Origin of the sequence: Serratia liquefaciens ATCC 27592 (assembly GCF_000422085.1) — a bacterium.
GTDB classification, from domain to species: Bacteria; Pseudomonadota; Gammaproteobacteria; order Enterobacterales; family Enterobacteriaceae; genus Serratia; species Serratia liquefaciens.
Window position 1 is genome coordinate 460,058 of sequence record NC_021741.1, and the last position, 17,581, is coordinate 477,638.

14 protein-coding genes, 1 tRNA gene and 1 pseudogene are annotated in these 17,581 nt (G+C 55.7%); 7 read left to right on the plus strand and 9 right to left on the minus strand.

Annotated features, from left to right (window positions below; all coding sequences use genetic code 11):
- The first annotated feature begins 221 nt into the window (after nucleotides 1-221).
- Nucleotides 222-1,211 carry an acyltransferase family protein gene (locus M495_RS02115; protein WP_020825017.1) on the plus strand — a complete coding sequence of 330 codons (990 nt, stop codon included), beginning with the start codon at nucleotides 222-224 and terminating at the stop codon, nucleotides 1,209-1,211.
- Between the two features lie 47 nt (nucleotides 1,212-1,258).
- On the opposite strand, the gene M495_RS02120 is transcribed toward M495_RS02115, so the two are convergent.
- The 4 genes from M495_RS02120 to pepA form a co-directional block, all read right to left on the minus strand.
- Nucleotides 1,259-1,762 (minus strand): GNAT family N-acetyltransferase, encoded by a 504-nt coding sequence (locus M495_RS02120; protein ID WP_041414155.1) that lies wholly within the window; start codon nucleotides 1,760-1,762, stop codon nucleotides 1,259-1,261.
- A gap of 330 nt (nucleotides 1,763-2,092) precedes the next feature.
- Nucleotides 2,093-4,969: a valine--tRNA ligase gene (locus M495_RS02125; protein WP_020825019.1), complete on the minus strand. Its 2,877-nt coding sequence runs from the start codon at nucleotides 4,967-4,969 to the stop codon at nucleotides 2,093-2,095.
- Nucleotides 4,970-4,982: 13 nt separating this feature from the next.
- A complete protein-coding gene (locus M495_RS02130; protein WP_012005017.1) occupies nucleotides 4,983-5,432 on the minus strand; it encodes a DNA polymerase III subunit chi in 450 nt (149 codons plus the stop codon).
- A gap of 209 nt (nucleotides 5,433-5,641) precedes the next feature.
- On the minus strand, nucleotides 5,642-7,153 hold the full coding sequence (pepA, locus tag M495_RS02135) for a leucyl aminopeptidase (protein ID WP_020825020.1): 1,512 nt from the start codon (nucleotides 7,151-7,153) through the stop codon (nucleotides 5,642-5,644).
- A 280-nt stretch (nucleotides 7,154-7,433) separates the two neighbouring features.
- Here pepA and lptF point away from each other — a divergent pair, with 280 nt between their 5' ends.
- The 4 genes and pseudogenes from lptF (at nucleotide 7,434) to M495_RS02155 (ending at nucleotide 11,493) form a co-directional block, all read left to right on the plus strand.
- Nucleotides 7,434-8,528: an LPS export ABC transporter permease LptF gene (gene lptF / locus M495_RS02140; RefSeq protein WP_020825021.1), complete on the plus strand. Its 1,095-nt coding sequence runs from the start codon at nucleotides 7,434-7,436 to the stop codon at nucleotides 8,526-8,528.
- Nucleotides 8,528-9,598 (plus strand): LPS export ABC transporter permease LptG, encoded by a 1,071-nt coding sequence (lptG, locus tag M495_RS02145; RefSeq protein ID WP_020825022.1) that lies wholly within the window; start codon nucleotides 8,528-8,530, stop codon nucleotides 9,596-9,598. The genes lptF and lptG overlap by 1 nt, the downstream gene beginning before the upstream one ends.
- 379 nt (nucleotides 9,599-9,977) lie before the next feature.
- Nucleotides 9,978-10,062, plus strand: a tRNA-Leu gene (locus tag M495_RS02150).
- 165 nt (nucleotides 10,063-10,227) lie between these two features.
- Nucleotides 10,228-11,493: pseudogene (locus M495_RS02155) on the plus strand (tyrosine-type recombinase/integrase).
- Nucleotides 11,494-11,883: 390 nt separating this feature from the next.
- Here the strand turns inward: M495_RS02155 and M495_RS02160 are convergent.
- From M495_RS02160 to M495_RS02185, 5 genes are read right to left on the minus strand one after another with little or no spacing between them, the layout of a single operon-like run.
- Nucleotides 11,884-14,217: a primase-helicase zinc-binding domain-containing protein gene (locus M495_RS02160; protein ID WP_020825023.1), complete on the minus strand. Its 2,334-nt coding sequence runs from the start codon at nucleotides 14,215-14,217 to the stop codon at nucleotides 11,884-11,886.
- Nucleotides 14,218-14,229: 12 nt separating this feature from the next.
- A complete protein-coding gene (locus M495_RS02165; RefSeq protein ID WP_020825024.1) occupies nucleotides 14,230-14,568 on the minus strand; it encodes a DUF5375 family protein in 339 nt (112 codons plus the stop codon).
- A complete protein-coding gene (locus M495_RS24765; protein ID WP_390900358.1) occupies nucleotides 14,565-15,368 on the minus strand; it encodes a host cell division inhibitor Icd-like protein in 804 nt (267 codons plus the stop codon). The genes M495_RS02165 and M495_RS24765 overlap by 4 nt, the downstream gene beginning before the upstream one ends.
- A 5-nt stretch (nucleotides 15,369-15,373) precedes the next feature.
- On the minus strand, nucleotides 15,374-15,619 hold the full coding sequence (locus M495_RS02180) for a hypothetical protein (RefSeq protein ID WP_020825026.1): 246 nt from the start codon (nucleotides 15,617-15,619) through the stop codon (nucleotides 15,374-15,376).
- Complete coding sequence (locus M495_RS02185; protein WP_020825027.1) at nucleotides 15,616-15,876, minus strand: helix-turn-helix transcriptional regulator; 261 nt, start codon at nucleotides 15,874-15,876, stop codon at nucleotides 15,616-15,618. Before M495_RS02185 ends, M495_RS02180 begins: the two co-directional genes overlap by 4 nt.
- Before the next feature lie 544 nt (nucleotides 15,877-16,420).
- Here M495_RS02185 and M495_RS02190 point away from each other — a divergent pair.
- Entirely contained in the window at nucleotides 16,421-17,146 is a 726-nt protein-coding gene (locus M495_RS02190; protein ID WP_020825028.1) for a hypothetical protein, read from the plus strand.
- Complete coding sequence (locus M495_RS24770) at nucleotides 17,143-17,397, plus strand: ogr/Delta-like zinc finger family protein (RefSeq protein WP_020825029.1); 255 nt, start codon at nucleotides 17,143-17,145, stop codon at nucleotides 17,395-17,397. Before M495_RS02190 ends, M495_RS24770 begins: the two co-directional genes overlap by 4 nt.
- Nucleotides 17,398-17,581 lie beyond the last annotated feature (184 nt).

A 17,581-nucleotide genomic window follows, 5' to 3' on the forward strand; every position in this document is an offset into this window, starting at 1 on the left:
GATTTTAATATATAAAAAATAAAATGTTCATATTAATATTTTTTGTGGTTTGCGCGACCGTGACGATACCGGAACGAAAAATACGCGGTGATAAATATCCGGCGCATTGTTTCTAAACGGAATATTAAATATGAGATTTATCCGAGCGGGAAAGAGGATGTCAGCACAAAAATGCTGCTATATGATGAGCCACTCTATGGTTGGATAAGATATTAAGAAATATGGACATTTCGATTAATAAATCTAATTATTTAAAAGGGATTGCCATCATATTGATGCTGATCCATCACCTGTTTGCCTACCCGATCCGAATTAGCCCGGATATCCCGGTCTATCATATTGTTAACAGCGTTGATCTTGAAATGTATCTTGGTCTGTTCGGCAAGATTTGCGTTTCGATGTTTCTGTTCCTGTCCGGTTACGGGTTTTCGCTGAAAAAAGAAGTGTCGTTTCACTATATCTGGGGCAAGCTGAAGAATTTATATATCAGCTATTGGATAGTGTTATTTATCTTTGTCCCTATCGGCATTTTCTTCTTTCCCGGAGAAAGGTATAGCCTTTCCCTGCCGCTGTTTCTCGAAAACCTGATTGGCATTAAATCCACGTATAACAGCGAGTGGTGGTTCTTCAAACTCTATGTGCTGTACGTGCTTTCTCTGCCGCTGTTGTCGCGGCTGAATATCTACCCTCTGCTGGGGTTGCTGGTTCTGGCGGCGCTGTGCGGCAGAGGGCTACAGTATTTCGCCTGGGCGCCTGAAATCTTGATCGAATATTGCACCTGGCTACTGCCTTTCGGCTTTGGCATGGTGTTTGGCCGCAGCAAGCAAATGCCGGCGGACTTCTGGCTGTCGAAGCTGATTGTTACCCTGAGCCGCACCCATCCGCTGATCTTGCTGATGGTGACGGTGGCGGTGTTTATCGTCGCCCATAATCCGGGGCTGCTGCTGGTGACGCCGCTGTTTATCATCGCGATGATGAAAACCGCAGACGGGCTGGGCAGCACGGTGAATCGGGCGGTGGGCGAGCTGGGCAAGCATTCGATGTACATGTGGCTGACCCACAGCTTCTACTGCTATTACTTCACACAAAAGCTGATTTTTGCGCCACGCTATACGCCGCTGATCCTGCTGCTGCTGATTGTGGTGTCCTATCTGACCAGCCTGGTGCTGAGCCGGATTGAGCTGGCGATCAAGGGCAGGGTAACGGCCTAGGGAGGCTTGCTGCTGCGCCCGTGATGACCGCGGGCGCAGCAGCAAGATTAAAGCGTTTTCAGCATGGTGACTTCGCAGTCGACGTGGCCGGTGGTGCCCATGGCGTGGTCGATATGTTCGAAGCCCAGATGCTCGTACAGGCCGATGGCCTGCGTCAGGCTGGCGGTGGTTTCCAAATAACAACAGCGGAAGCCCTGTTGACGGGCAAACTCCAGTGCCTGCAGCGCCAGGCGTTTTGCCAGGCCCTGGCCGCGCAAAATCGGCAGGAAATACATTTTCTGTAATTCGCAAATATCGTCGTCACCGCCCTGCAGCGGGGCCACGCCGCCACCGCCGGCAATCCGGCCATCGACTTCTATCACCCAATAAGCGCTGCGTGGCAGGCTGTAGAGCTGATACAAGACGTCCAGATTGGGGTCGGAAACGGTATAGCCTTTGTCTGCCGTCAGGCCGTGCTCGGCAGAGACTTCGCGAATGACATTAGCAATAGCGGCGTTGTCGTCAGCCGTTATTGGGCGCACCAGAAGACGTACTGGGGTTGCTGTTGTCATAGTTACACTCGCCATAAAAAGAACCCGAAGGGCTCCGGAATATCGTTTTTTGTGCAGACAAAAAACGCGCCGAGTTTATATCTCGGCGGCGTCCATGCAGCAATTAATATCTTGTAATAACATCTATACCCTTCATCTTTCAAGCTGCAGATGTGTTGGCTGCGTTTTCTTACCCCAGTCACTTACTTATGTAAGCTCCTGGGGCTTCGCTCACTTGCCGCCTTCCTGCATCTCGAAATCTATTGGGTATTTATATGGCTGATGCAACGGCGATAAAAAAACAGCGGGGAAATCCCCGCTGTTTTTCAACTGTTGCAGTGAACCGAAAGATTACAGCGCGGCGATGGTCGCCTGCTGTTCCTGCAGCTTCACTTTACCTTCTTTGCAGGCTGCCAGACGTTCGCGCTCTTTGGCGACCACGGCTTCCGGCGCGCGCGCTACAAAGCCTTCGTTGGCCAGCTTGCCTTCGATTGAGGCGATTTCTGCATCCAGCTTGCCCATCTCTTTCGACAGACGCGCGATTTCGGCGTCTTTATCGATAAAGCCGGCCATAGGGATCAGCAGCTCGGCGCCGTCCACCAGTTTGGTGACCGATACCGGGCCTTTGTCACCCGCAGGCAGCAGGGCGATAGACTCCAGACGCGCCAGACGCTCGATAAAGCTCTGGTTCTCCTGCACGCGACGCTGAGCGTCGGCACTGCAGTTGCGCAGCAGCACTTCCAGCTGTTTGCTCGGAGCGATGTTCATCTCGGCGCGGATGTTACGCACCGCGGTGATCGCCTGCTTGATCCACTCCAGATCGTTCAGCGCCTGCGCGTCTTCCAACGCGGCGTCGTACGCTGGGAAGGGTTGCAGCATGATGGTGTCTGCGGTTTCGCCGGTCAGGGTTTTCACGCGCTGCCAGATGGTTTCGGTAATGAACGGGATCACCGGGTGCGCCAGGCGCAGCAGGGCTTCCAGCACGGTGATCAGCGTGTGGCGGGTACCGCGCTGTTCCGCTTCGCTGCCGTTGCTCACGACCGGCTTGGTCAGCTCCAGGTACCAGTCACAGAACTGGTTCCAGGTGAATTCGTACAGGATGTTGGCGGCCAGATCGAAGCGGTAGGTGTCCAGCGCTTCGCGGTAAGCTTTCACCGTACGGTTGAATTCGGCCAGGATCCAGCGGTCCGCCAGCGACAGCACTTTCTCGCCGCCGTTGAAGCCGCAGTCCTGACCTTCCGCGTTCATCAGCACGAAGCGGCTGGCGTTCCACAGCTTGTTACAGAAGTTGCGGTAGCCTTCCAGGCGCTTCATGTCCCAGTTGATGTCACGGCCGGTAGAGGCCAGCGCCGCCAGGGTGAAGCGCAGGGCGTCGGTGCCGTGCGGCTCGATGCCGTTCGGGAACTGCTTCTCGGTGCGCTTGCGGATTTTCTCCGCCAGCTGCGGCTGCATCATGTTGCCGGTGCGTTTTTCCAGCAGGTCTTCCAGCGAGATGCCGTCAACCATGTCCAGCGGGTCGATCACGTTGCCTTTCGACTTGGACATCTTCTGCCCTTCGTCGTCGCGGATCAGACCGGTCATGTAGACCGTCTTGAACGGAACCTGCGGCTTGCCGTTTTCGTCCTTCATGAAGTGCATGGTCAGCATGATCATGCGCGCAATCCAGAAGAAGATGATGTCGAAGCCGCTGACCATCACGCTGGTTGGGTGGAAGGTTTTCAGCGCGTCGGTCTGCTCTGGCCAGCCCAGGGTAGAGAAGGTCCACAGGCCGGAAGAGAACCAGGTGTCCAGCACGTCTTCGTCCTGAGTCAGCACCACGTCGGCGCCCAGGTTGTTTTCGCTGCGCACTTCTTCTTCGCTGCGGCCCACGTAGACTTTGCCGTTCACGTCGTACCAGGCCGGGATACGGTGACCCCACCACAGCTGACGAGAGATACACCAGTCCTGAATGTCGCGCATCCAGCTGAAGTACATGTTTTCGTACTGCTTCGGCACGAACTGAATTTCGCCTTGCTCAACCGCTTCCACCGCCACTTTCGCCAGCGGGGCGGTACGTACGTACCATTGGTCGGTCAGCATGGGTTCGATCACCACGCCGCCGCGGTCGCCGTAAGGCACCGTCAGGTCGTGCGGTTTGATCTCGTCGAGCAGGCCCAATTCGTCAAAGGCGGCAACCACCGCTTTACGCGCCGCGAAACGCTCCAGGCCACGGAACTGGGCCGGGATTTCGTTGCAGTAATCGGTGCAGATTTCGCCGAGGGTGTTGAACACTTCCGCTTCCTGGCGGATATCGCCGTCGAAAGTCAGGATGTTGATCATCGGCAGGCCGTGACGTTTACCGACTTCGTAGTCGTTAAAGTCGTGCGCCGGGGTGATTTTCACGCAGCCGGTGCCTTTTTCCATATCGGCGTGCTCGTCACCGACGATGCGGATGCGACGACCCACCAGCGGCAGAACGATTTCTTTGCCGATCAAATCTTTGTAGCGCGGGTCTTCCGGGTTTACCGCTACGCCGGTATCACCGAGCACGGTTTCCGGACGGGTGGTGGCGACCACCAGGTAATCTTTGCCTTCGGCGGTTTTGGCGCCGTCAGCCAGCGGATAGCGCAGGTGCCACATGGAGCCTTTGGACTCGCGGTTTTCCACTTCCAGATCGGAGATGGCGGTGCGCAGTTTCGGATCCCAGTTCACCAGGCGTTTGCCGCGGTAGATCAGATCTTCTTTGTGCAGGCGGACAAACACTTCGCGTACCGCGTTGGACAGGCCTTCGTCCATGGTGAAGCGCTCGCGCTCCCAGTCCACGGAGTTGCCCAGGCGACGCATCTGGCGGGTGATGGTGCCGCCGGATTCCGCTTTCCACTGCCAGATTTTGTCGATGAACGCATCGCGGCCATAGTCATGGCGAGTTTTGTTTTCTTCTGCGGCGATCTTGCGCTCAACCACCATCTGGGTGGCGATACCGGCATGGTCGGTACCGGCCTGCCACAGGGTGTTTTTACCCTGCATGCGCTGGTAACGGATCATGGTGTCCATGATGGTCTGCTGGAAGGCGTGACCCATGTGCAGGCTGCCGGTGACGTTCGGCGGCGGGATCATGATGCAGAAGCTTTCCTGGCTGGTATCACCGTTTGGCTTGAAGTAACCCTGGTTTTCCCAGTGATCGTACAGCTTCTGTTCGATCTCTTTCGGGTCGTATGCGGTATCGAGATGACTGTTTGTCTTTTCCATTTTATATCGTTGTTCAGTGAGTTGGCGGCGTTGCCGTGGTCAAATGGAAGCCGACGCTGCGATAGGCTTTATATCGGTCGCGCGCCAACTGTTTTAAGGTGTCTTCGTAAGGGACGAAGTCTACCACTTCATGGAAAGCAGTAGCAAAATCTGCAAACTGCGGCAGCAGGGCGATCAGCAGATCGCGCGGTGAGTTGCCGCGTTTGCCGGGCCAGCACAGCTCGACCGGGGCACCGTAGTGTGGCCCTTCGCCGGCCAGGTTGTGCGGCACGAACTGGTGCGGATCGCGCTGCCACAGCGCTTCGTCCAACCGCTGGGCCTGTTCCTGGCTTTCGCAGGCGATCAACACCCGCTTGCCGGAGCGCCAGCGTTCGGCGGCAACGGCGCAGGCCACGGCCTCATGCGCGCTGAGCGCACCTGCCGGTTCCGCATGTTCAATTAAATAGAACGTAGCCTGTTTCATATAACCCCTTCATCTTTCAAGCTGCAGCCGTGTTGGCTGCCCTCCCTCACCCCAGTCACTTACCCGTGTAAGCTCCTGGGGATTCTCTCGGTTGCCGCCTTGCTGCAACTCGAAAGCTATTGGGTTTATAAAATTGTGCAGCATTACTAAAAACACAAGGGTACAGCATGCTGTACCCTTGGGGATTATACCTGAATTACCGCTCAGATTTAATCGTCGCCGTTCAGCCCCGCGCGATTGAGCAGGAACTGCGCCAGCATCGCTACCGGACGGCCGGTTGCGCCTTTGGCTTTGCCGGAACGCCAGGCGGTGCCGGCGATATCCAGGTGCGCCCAGCTGTACTTGCGGGTAAAGCGCGAGAGGAAGCAGGCTGCGGTGATAGCCCCGCCCGGACGGCCGCCAATGTTCGCCATATCGGCAAAATTGGAGTCCAGCTGCTCATAGTACTCGTCGGACATCGGCAAGCGCCACGCGCGGTCACCGGCCTGTTCGGACGCGCCGATCAGTTCGTGTGCCAGCGGGTTGTGGTTCGACATCAGGCCGGTGATGTGGTGGCCCAGCGCGATCACGCAGGCGCCGGTCAGGGTAGCAACGTCAATCACCAGCTCCGGATCGAAACGCTCAACGTAGGTCAGGGTGTCGCACAGCACCAGGCGGCCTTCGGCGTCGGTGTTCAACACCTCGACGGTCTGGCCGGACATGGTGGTCAGCACGTCACCCGGACGATAAGCGCTGCCGCCCGGCATGTTTTCACAGCCGGCCAGTACGCCGATCACGTTCAGCGGCAGGTTCAATTCCGCCACCACGCGCATCACGCCGTACACGGTGGCGGCGCCACACATGTCGTACTTCATCTCGTCCATGCTGTCGGCAGGTTTGATCGAGATGCCGCCGGAGTCGAAGGTCAGCCCTTTACCCACCAGCACAATCGGCTTGGCGTCCGGGTTCGGGTTGCCTTTATATTCCATCACCGACATCAGCGATTCGTTCTGAGACCCTGCGCCAACCGCCAGATAGGCGTTCATCCCCAGCTCTTTCATCTGCTGTTCGCCGATGACGCGGGTGGTGATGTTGGTGCTGAAGGCATCCGCCAGCTGACGAGCCTGAGAGGCCAGGTAGCCGGCGTTACAGATGTTCGGCGGCATATTGCCGAGATCTTTCGCTGCCTTGATACCGGAAGAGACGGCCAGACCGTGCTGGATAGCGCGTTCACCGCTGGTGAGCTCACGGCGGGTCGGCACGTTGAACACCATTTTGCGCAGCGGACGGCGTGGCTCCACTTTATTGCTTTTCAGCTGATCGAAGGTGTAGAGCGTTTCTTTTGCGGTTTCCACCGCCTGGCGCACCTTCCAGTAAGTGTTGCGGCCTTTCACGTGCAGCTCGGTCAGGAAGCAGACCGCTTCCATGGAGCCGGTATCGTTAAGGGTATTGATGGTTTTTTGAATCACCTGTTTGTACTGGCGTTCATCGAGCTCGCGCTCTTTGCCACAGCCAATCAACAGGATGCGTTCGGAGAGAATGTTAGGCACATGGTGCAGCAGTAACGTCTGCCCGACTTTACCTTCCAGTTCGCCACGGCGCAGCAAAGCGCTGATATAACCATCACTGATTTTGTCGAGTTGTTCTGCGATAGGGGACAAGCGGCGCGGTTCGAAAACGCCGACTACAATACAGGCACTGCGCTGTTTTTCCGGGCTACCGCTTTTTACACTGAACTCCATGCACTCTCCTGAATCTTAAAGACAAAGGCAGGCGCTACGGCTAGAATAACGTACTCCGTAACGATCTCCCGCCATTGAGTTAACTAACTATGTTAACCTGAACGGCGTAAATTGCTCTGTTTTGGCGACTATAAGTAAGTTCCTATAGGACACCCAAATGCTAGATGTTGTAATACTATTTTAGCTGTGTTGGTTGCCATATGATGAGAATAAATGGCGGATTAGCGATGAAACTATCGATTTTCCTGCAAAAAGACAAGTTTTCACAGGCGTAATAAGCGTGATCATCATAAGATATCTGGTACGGGAAACGCTAAAGAGCCAAATCGCGATCCTTTTCATCCTGCTTCTGATCTTCTTTTGTCAGAACCTGGTCAAGGTGTTAGGCGATGCGGTGGACGGCGATGTCCCGACAAATTTAGTCCTTTCATTGCTCGCATTGGGTGTGCCGAAGATGGCGCAGCTAATCCTGCCGTTAAGCCTGTTTCTCGGCTTATTGATGACGCTTGGGCGGCTGTATACCGACAGCGAAATCACCGTGATGCATGCCTGCGGGCTGGGTAAACGCACCCTGATTATCGCCGCGATGGTGCTGGCGCTGATCACCTCTGCCGTGGCGGCGGTCAACGTGTTCTGGGCCGGGCCCATGGCCTCGCGCTATCAGGACGTGGTGATCAGTGAAGCCAAAGCCAACCCCAGCATCGCCGGGCTGGCGGAAGGGCAGTTCAAACCTTCGCAAGACGGCAACGCGGTGCTGTTTATCGGCAACGTAAAAGGCAGCACCTTCAACGACGTGTTCCTGGCACAACTGCGGCCGAACGGCAACCAACGCCCATCCGTGGTGGTGGCTGAGCATGGCCAGATCAACCAAATGAAAGACGGTTCGCAGGTGGTGACGCTGGACAAGGGCACCCGCTTCGAAGGCACCGCGCTGCTGCGTGACTTCCGCATTACCGATTTCAACGACTATAAAGCCGTGGTTGGCCACCGCACGGTCGCCGTGGATGGCAACCAGGCCGAGCAGATGTCGATGCAGACGCTGCTGGAGTCTGACGACCCGGACGCACGCGCCGAGTTCCACTGGCGCCTGACGCTGGTGCTTTCCGTGGTGATCATGGCGCTGTTGGTGGTACCGCTCAGCGTGGTCAACCCGCGCCAGGGCCGTGTGCTGAGCATGCTGCCGGCCATCCTGCTGTATTTGATTTTCTTCCTGCTGCAGACGTCGCTGCGTTCCAACGGCGGCAAGGGCAAACTGGACCCGATGATATGGCTTTGGGTGGTCAACGCGGCGTACTTTGCGATCGCGCTGGCGCTAAACCTGTGGGATACGGTGCCGATGCGTAAGCTGCGCGCACGCCTGAGAGGAGCGGCCTGATGTTTGGCGTTTTAGACCGATATATCGGTAAGACGATTTTCAACACCATCATCATGACGTTGTTCATGCTGGTGTCGCTTTCCGGCATCATCAAGTTCGTCGACCAGCTGCGTAAAGTGGGCCAGGGCGAGTACACGGCGCTGAGCGCCGGGATGTTTACCCTGCTGAGCGTACCGAAAGACATCGAGATCTTCTTCCCGATGGCGGCGCTGCTGGGCGCACTGCTCGGGCTGGGGCAACTGGCGACGCGCAGTGAACTGGTGGTGATGCAGGCTTCCGGCTTTACCCGCATGCAGATCGCCGGCTCGGTGATGAAAACCGCTATCCCGCTGGTGCTGTTGACCATGGCGATTGGCGAGTGGGTGGCACCGCAGGGCGACCAGATGGCGCGCAACTACCGTGCGCAGCAGATGTACGGCGGCTCGCTGCTTTCCACCAAAAACGGCCTGTGGGCGAAGGACGGCAACGACTTCATCTACATCGAGCGCGTGGCGGGCGAGAAAGAGCTTTCCGGCGTCAACATCTACCACTTCAACGACCAGCGCAGGCTGGAGACGGTGCGCTATGCCGCTACCGCCAGCTTTGAAGATGGCGTTTGGAAGCTTTCGCAGGTGGATACCTCTGACCTGACCAATGAAAAACAGGTGACCGGTACCCAGACGCTGACCGGCGAATGGAAAACCAACCTGACCCCGGACAAACTGGGCGTGGTAGCGCTGGACCCAACCTCGCTTTCGATCAGCGGCCTGCACAACTACGTGAAGTACCTGAAACAGAGTGGCCAGGAAGCCAACCGCTACCAGCTGAACATGTGGAGCAAAGTATTCTCGCCGCTTTCCGTTGCGGTGATGATGCTGATGGCGCTGTCGTTCATCTTCGGGCCGCTGCGCAGCGTGCCGATGGGCGTGCGTGTGGTGACCGGTATCAGCTTCGGTTTCCTGTTCTACGTGCTGGACCAGATATTCGGCCCGCTGAGCCTGGTGTACAACATGCCGCCGGTACTGGGCGCGTTGCTGCCAAGCATGCTGTTCCTGCTGATCAGCGTGTATATGCTGCTAAAACGCAAGTAGCGGCACGACAGACGATTTAAAAAGGCGTAGCCATGCGGTTACGCCTTTTTTGTTTCTGGGAGCTCTGCAGCGCGCAGCTGATGATATCGCTACGCACAGGCGCACATTATCGCCGGTATCATCCGTAGGGGCGCTGCACGCCGCGGCCGTGTCGTTTATCACAGTTATCCCCGATGTCATCCGTAGGGGCGCCGCATACCGTGCCCGTGCCGTTTACCACAGTTATCCCCAATCGACACGCTTTACTTCGCCCAAAAAACGAGCCAACGTGACCGCAGCGACGATTTTTTCAGCACTTAACTCATTGAACAACGGATAAGTGTTGCACGTGGATCGCTGAAAGGTATAATGCACCCGTTTTCCGCATACTACTTGCAGTGCCGAAGTGGCGAAATCGGTAGACGCAGTTGATTCAAAATCAACCGTAGAGATACGTGCCGGTTCGAGTCCGGCCTTCGGCACCATTAGTATGTTCGAGAACGTCCGTAACAGTCCGTAAGTTACTAAAATCAAAGCCGAAAGGCTTTTTTTTTGGTCTGAATCCGTCCGAGCACATCCGTTGACATCCAGATCTTTTGGGGGTCACAATGGGGGTCAGCTCGGTTCGATAAAGGTTTGACCCCCAATTTATGGCAATAACAGACGTAGCAGCCCGCACAGCAAAGCCTCGCGACAAAGAATACAAAATCACTGACTCCCACGGTTTATATCTTTTAGTCAAACCAAACGGTTCAAAGCGCTGGTACCTCAAATTTCGACATGAAGGCAAAGAGAGCCGGATTGCTTTTGGCGCTTACCCGATTGTGACACTGGCGAAAGCACGTGAAAAACGTGACGAAGCAAGAGCATTACTTGCCGATGGGATTAACCCTAGCGCTCAGAGAGAACAGGGTAAGGTCGAGGCATTAGCTGAAACCTTGACCTTTGAAAAGGTTGCCCGTGACTGGCATGCGATGAATAAGCGTTGGTCTGAAGGTCACGCTTTGCGAGTGATGCGGGATTTAGAGAGGAATATTTTCCCGGTGATTGGAAAGTGTAATATTGCTGACCTTGAAACCAGAGACCTCTTAGTCCCTCTGAGAGAGGTTGAGTTAAGTGGTCGTTTGGATGTCGCCTCCCGGTTGCAGCAGCGAATTACCGGCATTATGCGTTTTGCGGTGCAAAGTGGGCTTATTCCTCGTAATCCTGCCCAAGATTTAGCAGGAGCGATTACAACCCGTAAGGCCATACATCGGCCTGCTTTACCGCTTGAGCGTCTCCCTGAATTCCTTCAGCGCCTTGATACTCACAAAGGCAGAATGCTGACCGGACTAGCGGTCAGGTTAACACTCAGTATTTTCATTCGTTCCAGTGAATTACGTTTTGCTCGTTGGGGAGAGATCGATTTTAAAAAGGCACTTTGGACAATTCCTGCTGAGCGTGAAGCTATCGAGGGGGTTAAGCATTCGCACCGAGGATCAAAGATGCGGACTATTCACCTCGTGCCACTATCCAAACAAGCGATCCAATTGCTTGAATAAATACACGAACTTTCAGCAGGCAATGATCTGGTTTTTCCCGGGGATCACCATCCACATAAACCAATGAGCGAGAATACGGTAAACAAGGCGCTACGCTCTATTGGTTATGACACTCAAACTGAAGTATGCGGCCATGGTTTTAGGGCTATGGCATGCAGCGCGCTGGTCGAATCAGGTCTATGGTCGAGGGATGCGGTTGAACGCCAGATGAGCCACCAAGAACGCAACGGCGTGAGGGCAGCATATATTCACAAAGCCGAGCATATGGAAGAACGCCGGTTGATGGTGCAATGGTGGGCTGATTATTTGGATATGAACAGTGAGCGTTACATCACACCGTATGAGTTTGCAAAAATGACAAAACAACCTCGGTAAGCTGAGACAGCAAAAAAAGATTTATAGAAAAACTGGTCACAGTGTTCACTTTTGTTTTTAGTTGTTTAAAAACAATAAATTAAACAGTGATTAGTTGGTGATGAGTTTGCTCTGACTGGTCACTCACCGTGAACAGTCAGCCCTATAAATGCAAAATACCGGCCTGAGCCGGTGATTGTTTGCACAGTGGGTGTGTGGCAGGGAGAGATTTCAGACAGAGAAAAGGCCTGCAATGCAGGCCTGAGTAGTCACCGCTACGGGGTTCCCCGGTGTTGGGTGTATGCGGTTTGTACAGGACGACTATAAGCGGCCCCGCGTAACAGCGTCCAATGGGTTCGGCAGATCAATAACCGCGTATTGATCGGCAGAAACGATCGTGACGCTATTTGCTTAGCGCATTTCACATTTGGGAAGCCAGTCGGCCTCACAGTCTTCACTTAATATCAGGTTGGTCTGCATCCCCTGATTGGTCTTGCGTTTCAACAGCGCTATTTCGTACTCACGCAGGGTTTGAGGTACGGCACGTCCGAACGCGGTCAGATTCAATGGGTACTTGTGTCCTCGCGCTTCCATATAAGACAGGTAGGCGTGATACAGGTACTTGCGCGGGTTCGCCGGGGTGATGTTGGCATTACCGATATACAGACCGTCAGGCGCACTGACCGCCAGCAGGTAGCCGCAAAAATCGACCAGCGGATCGGCACTGCGTTTAATCTCCAGCGCTTCCCCCGAATTCTGTTGCACTTCCAGCAATGCGCGGGCGTCATCGGGCGCGGTAAAACGCTGCATCAGATGGCGTACGATCACCGCCAGCTCGCCGGTGATTTTTGCCAGCAACTGCGGGTCACGCTCGTTGGCCGGTATCACTTCAGGGAACGGCAGGATCACCCGGCGACGGGACACCCCGCCGCTGCGATCACTGAACTGCATCGGGTTGTTATTCACCGCCAGAATCACCGCCGGAATGTGCGTGGAGTAGGCGTCGCGGTATTTCGGGTCGATAGCCACCGCATCGCCGCCGGTGATCGCTTTGATGCCCGCCCCGTCACCGCTCCATTTCTCTTGGTCAGGCAGGATAATCAGCGAGAACCCAACCACGGAAGCCCGTTCCCGTGACGATTCCAGCGTATCGATGGTGGCCGAGGTGGTGTTGTCTTTCCCGGCAAGCAGGCTGGCTATCGCGGCCATCACGCTTTTGCCGCTGCCGCCGGGGCCGGTGACTTCAAGGAACAGTTGCCAGTCATAGCGGTTCGCCAGCACCATAAACAGCGCGGCGAGAATACGCGCCTGCTTTTCGGGTTGCTGCCCGGCAGCGCGGGTCAGCCAGCGCCAGAAGTACGGGGCATGGTCGGCCAGATTTTCCCCGGCCTTGGGCGGTGTGTAGTCCACGCTGTTGACGGTGCGCAACCAGTGCGTTTTCTGGTGCGCGCTGAATTGCCCGGTGGCGGTATCAAATACCCCGTTACGAAAGCCAATCAGATGGCGTACCGGCGTGCCCATTTGCGGCACCATCAGCCGGAGCGTGTCCAGAATGCTGTTGATACCCGCCGCCGAGAACGGGGCGCGGATTTTCTGGAACAGCGCGGCAATCTCCCGGCTGAGTACCCGGTACGGCAACACTTGCCATGCGCCGTTTTCATAGCGGCACAGGTCTTCACCGACCGGTGGCACGGCCAACAGATGCTGGTAGTGCTCCGCCAGCAGTTCGGCCTTTTCACTGGCACTCATGGCTTTCAGGTCGGCATCGCTGAGCGTATCAAACGGGCTGGGTTGCTTGGGCTGGCTAAAGGCCGCCAACTGCGCAAGCGCGGCCAGCTTGCCCTGTTGCTGGTAAACATCATTCCAGTCGCCTGTTTCTGACGGTAACGCAGGTTTACCGCCGCTCAGTTGTGCGGCCTCGGCGGCGCGGGCCTGCCCGGTGCCGTTTTCGTCATTGTCGGCCGCCAGCAGCAACAGCGCGTCAGGATAGTGAGCACGCAACTGCTGCGCCATCGCGGGCAGGATATTGGCGTTGAGCGCGACACAGACACTTTCCCCGGTTAGTTCATGCACTGTCAGGCCGGTAGCATAGCCCTCGGTCAGCCAGATAACGGCATTATCCTGCCCCGGCAGGAAGTGGCAGGCGTGTTTTGTTTGCCCCCCGGCCAGCGTACGTTTGACGCCTGCGGCATTAATTAACTGGACGTTGACCACATCCCCGGTGTTGTCGGTCAGAGGGATCAGCAGATCGTCGGGCTGGTAAGTGATCCCGCCCACGCGCAGTGACGGCCCCTGCAATGTCAGGGCGTCAGTGTCCGGCCAGCCCTTGGCGGTCAGATAGGCATTCCCGACCTGCTTCTGGGCACTGTTGAGTAACTGTCTGGCCTGTTTTGCCGCATGGTGGTGTGCCTGTGCTTTGTCCTGCTGTTCCTGTTGGGGATTGTGTTCCGGCAATGCGCTGCCCGACGGCTCGCCCAATACCCCGGCCACCATCACGGCGGCCTCTTTGGCAGTCACAGCCAGCGCTTTTTCGACCAGATTCAGGCCATCGCCACCGCCGCACTGGTTACAGAACCATGTACCGCGCCCCTGCAGGTTATCAAAGCGAAAGCGGTCTTTGCCGCCGCAGACCGGGCAGGGCTGCGCCCGGCCCCCGGCGGTGATATGAATGCCCAGCGCGGGGAGCAACACCGGCCAGTGGCCGGTCGCTGCACGTGAGGTGTGAGAAACGCTTAATGCGGTCATTGTTTTGCCTCCTCAGTGCACGGTGGTGTTACAGGTGACGGCCATCCGGCCACAGCACAGCTCATCCATCATCTTTTGCCCGAGCGTTGTCAGGCGCGGTGGTGCCACCAGAATATCCGGCTGCACCATGTCACTGAGCATGGTGCAGGCCATGTCCATGCCCACCTCTGCGCCGTGCTGGCGGACAAAGTAGCCCTCAATGCCCATCGCAATCGCCATTTGCAGCTCATCCAGCGTGTAGCCGGGGGTCACCCGGTAAAAGGCGCAGGTATCGAGATAGGCATGGGCCAAAGCGCGGCGGTAAACGGCGGTACGGACTTCAACGGGTAAACAAGACTGTGGGGTGTTCATGCGGCGGAAGCCTCCATGCTGGCGAGAATGTGGGAGTCACAGGTTTTGACGACCTGCCCGAGCTGGTCAGTGAGTACCGCTATGACAGACGCGAAAGCGGCATTTTGAGCGGCGTCCGGGCGCTGACCGGTCGATTCGAGCGTGTCCAGCATGTCGAGAAACAGCACGCCGGTAGAATGCGCGTGCTGAAGACGCAGGAAATCAGCATGCGGAATGGGGTAATAGGTTTCACTGTGGAAACGGGCGGCCAGGGTATTCATGCCCCCCCCCTGTACAGGCAGACGGCCCGCAAACGAAAGAATGTAGTCACGCGCCAGCAGGCGGCGTGCGCTGTGCTCGGAATCCGCCACGGTGCGCAGTATGCACGGGGTTGCCGTCTGGGCAGTACGACGAATGGCCGCAAACAGGAAACAGAATTTAGGATGAGTCGGGGTGAGGGTCGTAGCCATGGTGGCAGCCTCCAATAAGTATTGGTTATTGCTACCACCGAAGTTCTCACGCAAGGGTGGTAGCCCAGACGGGGGTGAGAAACCGGCCTTATTGGAAACCGGCCAGCCCGAAGGCTGCCCCGCCTGAGCCACCATTGTTTGACAGCCACAGTAGCATAGAAACCACTGTGCAAAAAATGAGCGCACTAAGGCTACGAAATAAAAAAACACGCTCGGCGCGTGTGGTGTCGCCAATAAGTTACACGGGTTCTCACGCCCGGCTGCCGATTTTGCGACAGCGAGGGGACTATAGCGCAGGGCCGGACGCGGGGGCAAGCGGTAAGACACCCCCGGATGCTCAATCGATCGCATAGTGATCAACAGTCGGTAAGCTGGTCATTGCGGGTATCGGCTCCCGCATCGGTCAAGGGGATCGGCCCGGCGCGGAATAAACGTGGTTCGGCCAGGCTGCTGGCCAGGCGGATCACGCCGTGCTTATCGCTGCGGTGTTCCGGCAAGGCAATATCCGGCTGTTTGCGTTGCAACAGGATGGATTCTGCGACAAACAGTGCGTCGGTATCGTTCAGGGTAAAGCTCTGTCGGCCGAGCGTTAACCGCATCATGCTGCAGCCCCCTGATGACGGTTGGCGATACGTTCAGCCATCCAGCTTTCGATTTCTGATTCGAGCCACGCCACGGTTTTACCGCCAAGGGAAACTTGGGCCGGGAACTGCTTGCGGCTCATCATCTCGTAGACGGTAGAGCGTGACAGCCCGGTGGTATACAGCACTTCCGGCAGGCGAATGAAACGCTCACGGGGCGTGTAATCGACCGGGACGGGCAAGAGTGTGGAAGGGGTCTGTGTGGCAACTGCAAACATGGAATGCTACCTCATTTATGCCCGGCGGGATCTCACCGGCGCTGTGTGGGTTCGTCTGGTAGCGCCCTATTATGAGAATATTTTGCGGGGTGGCAACAAGGGGATGTTGTGTGGTTGTGTAGATATTTGCTTATTTTTCAGGCTAATGAGAAAGAATGGCAAACATTGGCAATTATTGACAACTCTTTGGCAAATCGGTGGAAAATTAAAATAGTTGATAATTCTGATTATTTAATTAAAACAGTAAAAAACACTTACCAATAGGCTAGCCAGAAAAAAGGCTGTTTTTAGCCGAGTGAATAGTAGTGAACACTTGGTGAATAGTTTTAGATAAACTAGTCACTACTTTATTTACTGATTTATCTACCTTTTTTATTAAAGTGAACAGTAGTGAATAGTTTTATATAAAACTAAAATCTCGTTGATGGTTTTATCGTCAGTTTTCAGTGCTGTTGTCCTGCGGACAGTCCAACCGGGATGAATGGCGATGTTGTACGGCAGTCAGCAGAATAGCTTCACATTGACTGACACCGGAGATAACCCCATGAGCACAACTGCATTACCCAAGTACATCAACGACAAACTGCAAGCCCTGCGTGATGCCCGCGCCGCCCACGACAAAAACTATCAGGCGCTGACTGACGTCATTACGGGGATCGCCCGCTGCCATCAACAGAAGAAAGACACGGAAGTGGAAAGTCATGAGGCAGAAAGCCAGTGGCGTACCCTGTTTCGCAAACTGCGCGGAGAAATGACTCCGGAACTGCAAGCGCAGCACCACAGCCGGATTTCCAAGCGGGAGCTGTCGAAAGAATTTGACGGCCTGATTGAAGAAATGGAGCTGGATAAAATGCAGCTTCACCTCAGTTGCGGCAGAACAGCCCCGGAAGTGGTGACGGCGCACGAAGCGGCCCTGAAGGCCTTTGCCGAACATGCGATGCATCAGGCCGTGGATGCGCTGAGCAAGGCGCTAATCAGCCCTGACGTTATCAAGGCGTGTGCACTGGCTTCACGGGCTTACGGCGTCTATGCGGACAATCCGATGAGGATGATTGAGCTACAGGTACAGGGCGCACTACAAGGCCGCATTCGCGCTACCATGGCTACGCAAAATATCGACCACCCGGTGCTTAATGAGATTGGCCTGACGATACCGCAAGAAACCGGCGTATTGCCGGAACTGCAAAGCAGCCCAATTCGCCGGACGCAAGTGGCAAGAGAACTGGCGGAAAAACGCCGTCTGCTGCAAGAGAAAGGGGCCCAATCATGATGCGCTGCCCGCTGTGCACCCATGCGTCCTATACTCGCACCAGTCGCTATATCACGGAGCGGACGAAAGAAGCCTATTACCAGTGCCAGAACATCGTGTGTTCCTGCACATTTAAAACGGTGGAGAGCGTCGATAAGATTTTATGTCAGCCCATTCAAGCGGAAACGGTGACCGTTGATGATTTACCATCGCCGGAAAAAAGGACATTAAATCGTTACCGCCGTTATAGCCGAAACCAAACCCTTCATTGATTGAGCAGGCCCCGCTGCAATGCTGATTTTGCTGCGGGGCTTTTGCCGTTTCCCAAGCCCGAAAACAGCCTTTTTTCTGGCTAGCCTGCCTCAAACTGCACGTGCATGCATAGGGTGCATGATTTTGCATTAATCCCCCGCCACTCAAAACAGCCGAAACCCCATGCCACAAGGGCTTACAGAG

Bases quoted from the DNA above. Each gene is read 5' to 3' on its own strand.
- M495_RS02115 (WP_020825017.1), top strand. From the start codon at position 222: ATGGACATTTCGATTAATAAATCTAATTATTTAAAAGGGATTGCCATC.
- M495_RS02120 (WP_041414155.1), bottom strand. From the start codon at position 1,762: ATGACAACAGCAACCCCAGTACGTCTTCTGGTGCGCCCAATAACGGCT.
- M495_RS02125 (WP_020825019.1), bottom strand. From the start codon at position 4,969: ATGGAAAAGACAAACAGTCATCTCGATACCGCATACGACCCGAAAGAG.
- M495_RS02130 (WP_012005017.1), bottom strand. From the start codon at position 5,432: ATGAAACAGGCTACGTTCTATTTAATTGAACATGCGGAACCGGCAGGT.
- pepA (WP_020825020.1), bottom strand. From the start codon at position 7,153: ATGGAGTTCAGTGTAAAAAGCGGTAGCCCGGAAAAACAGCGCAGTGCC.
- lptG (WP_020825022.1), top strand. From the start codon at position 8,528: ATGTTTGGCGTTTTAGACCGATATATCGGTAAGACGATTTTCAACACC.
- M495_RS02160 (WP_020825023.1), bottom strand. From the start codon at position 14,217: ATGACCGCATTAAGCGTTTCTCACACCTCACGTGCAGCGACCGGCCAC.
- M495_RS02165 (WP_020825024.1), bottom strand. From the start codon at position 14,568: ATGAACACCCCACAGTCTTGTTTACCCGTTGAAGTCCGTACCGCCGTT.
- M495_RS24765 (WP_390900358.1), bottom strand. From the start codon at position 15,368: ATGCGATCGATTGAGCATCCGGGGGTGTCTTACCGCTTGCCCCCGCGT.
- M495_RS02180 (WP_020825026.1), bottom strand. From the start codon at position 15,619: ATGATGCGGTTAACGCTCGGCCGACAGAGCTTTACCCTGAACGATACC.
- M495_RS02185 (WP_020825027.1), bottom strand. From the start codon at position 15,876: ATGTTTGCAGTTGCCACACAGACCCCTTCCACACTCTTGCCCGTCCCG.
- M495_RS02190 (WP_020825028.1), top strand. From the start codon at position 16,421: ATGAGCACAACTGCATTACCCAAGTACATCAACGACAAACTGCAAGCC.
- M495_RS24770 (WP_020825029.1), top strand. From the start codon at position 17,143: ATGATGCGCTGCCCGCTGTGCACCCATGCGTCCTATACTCGCACCAGT.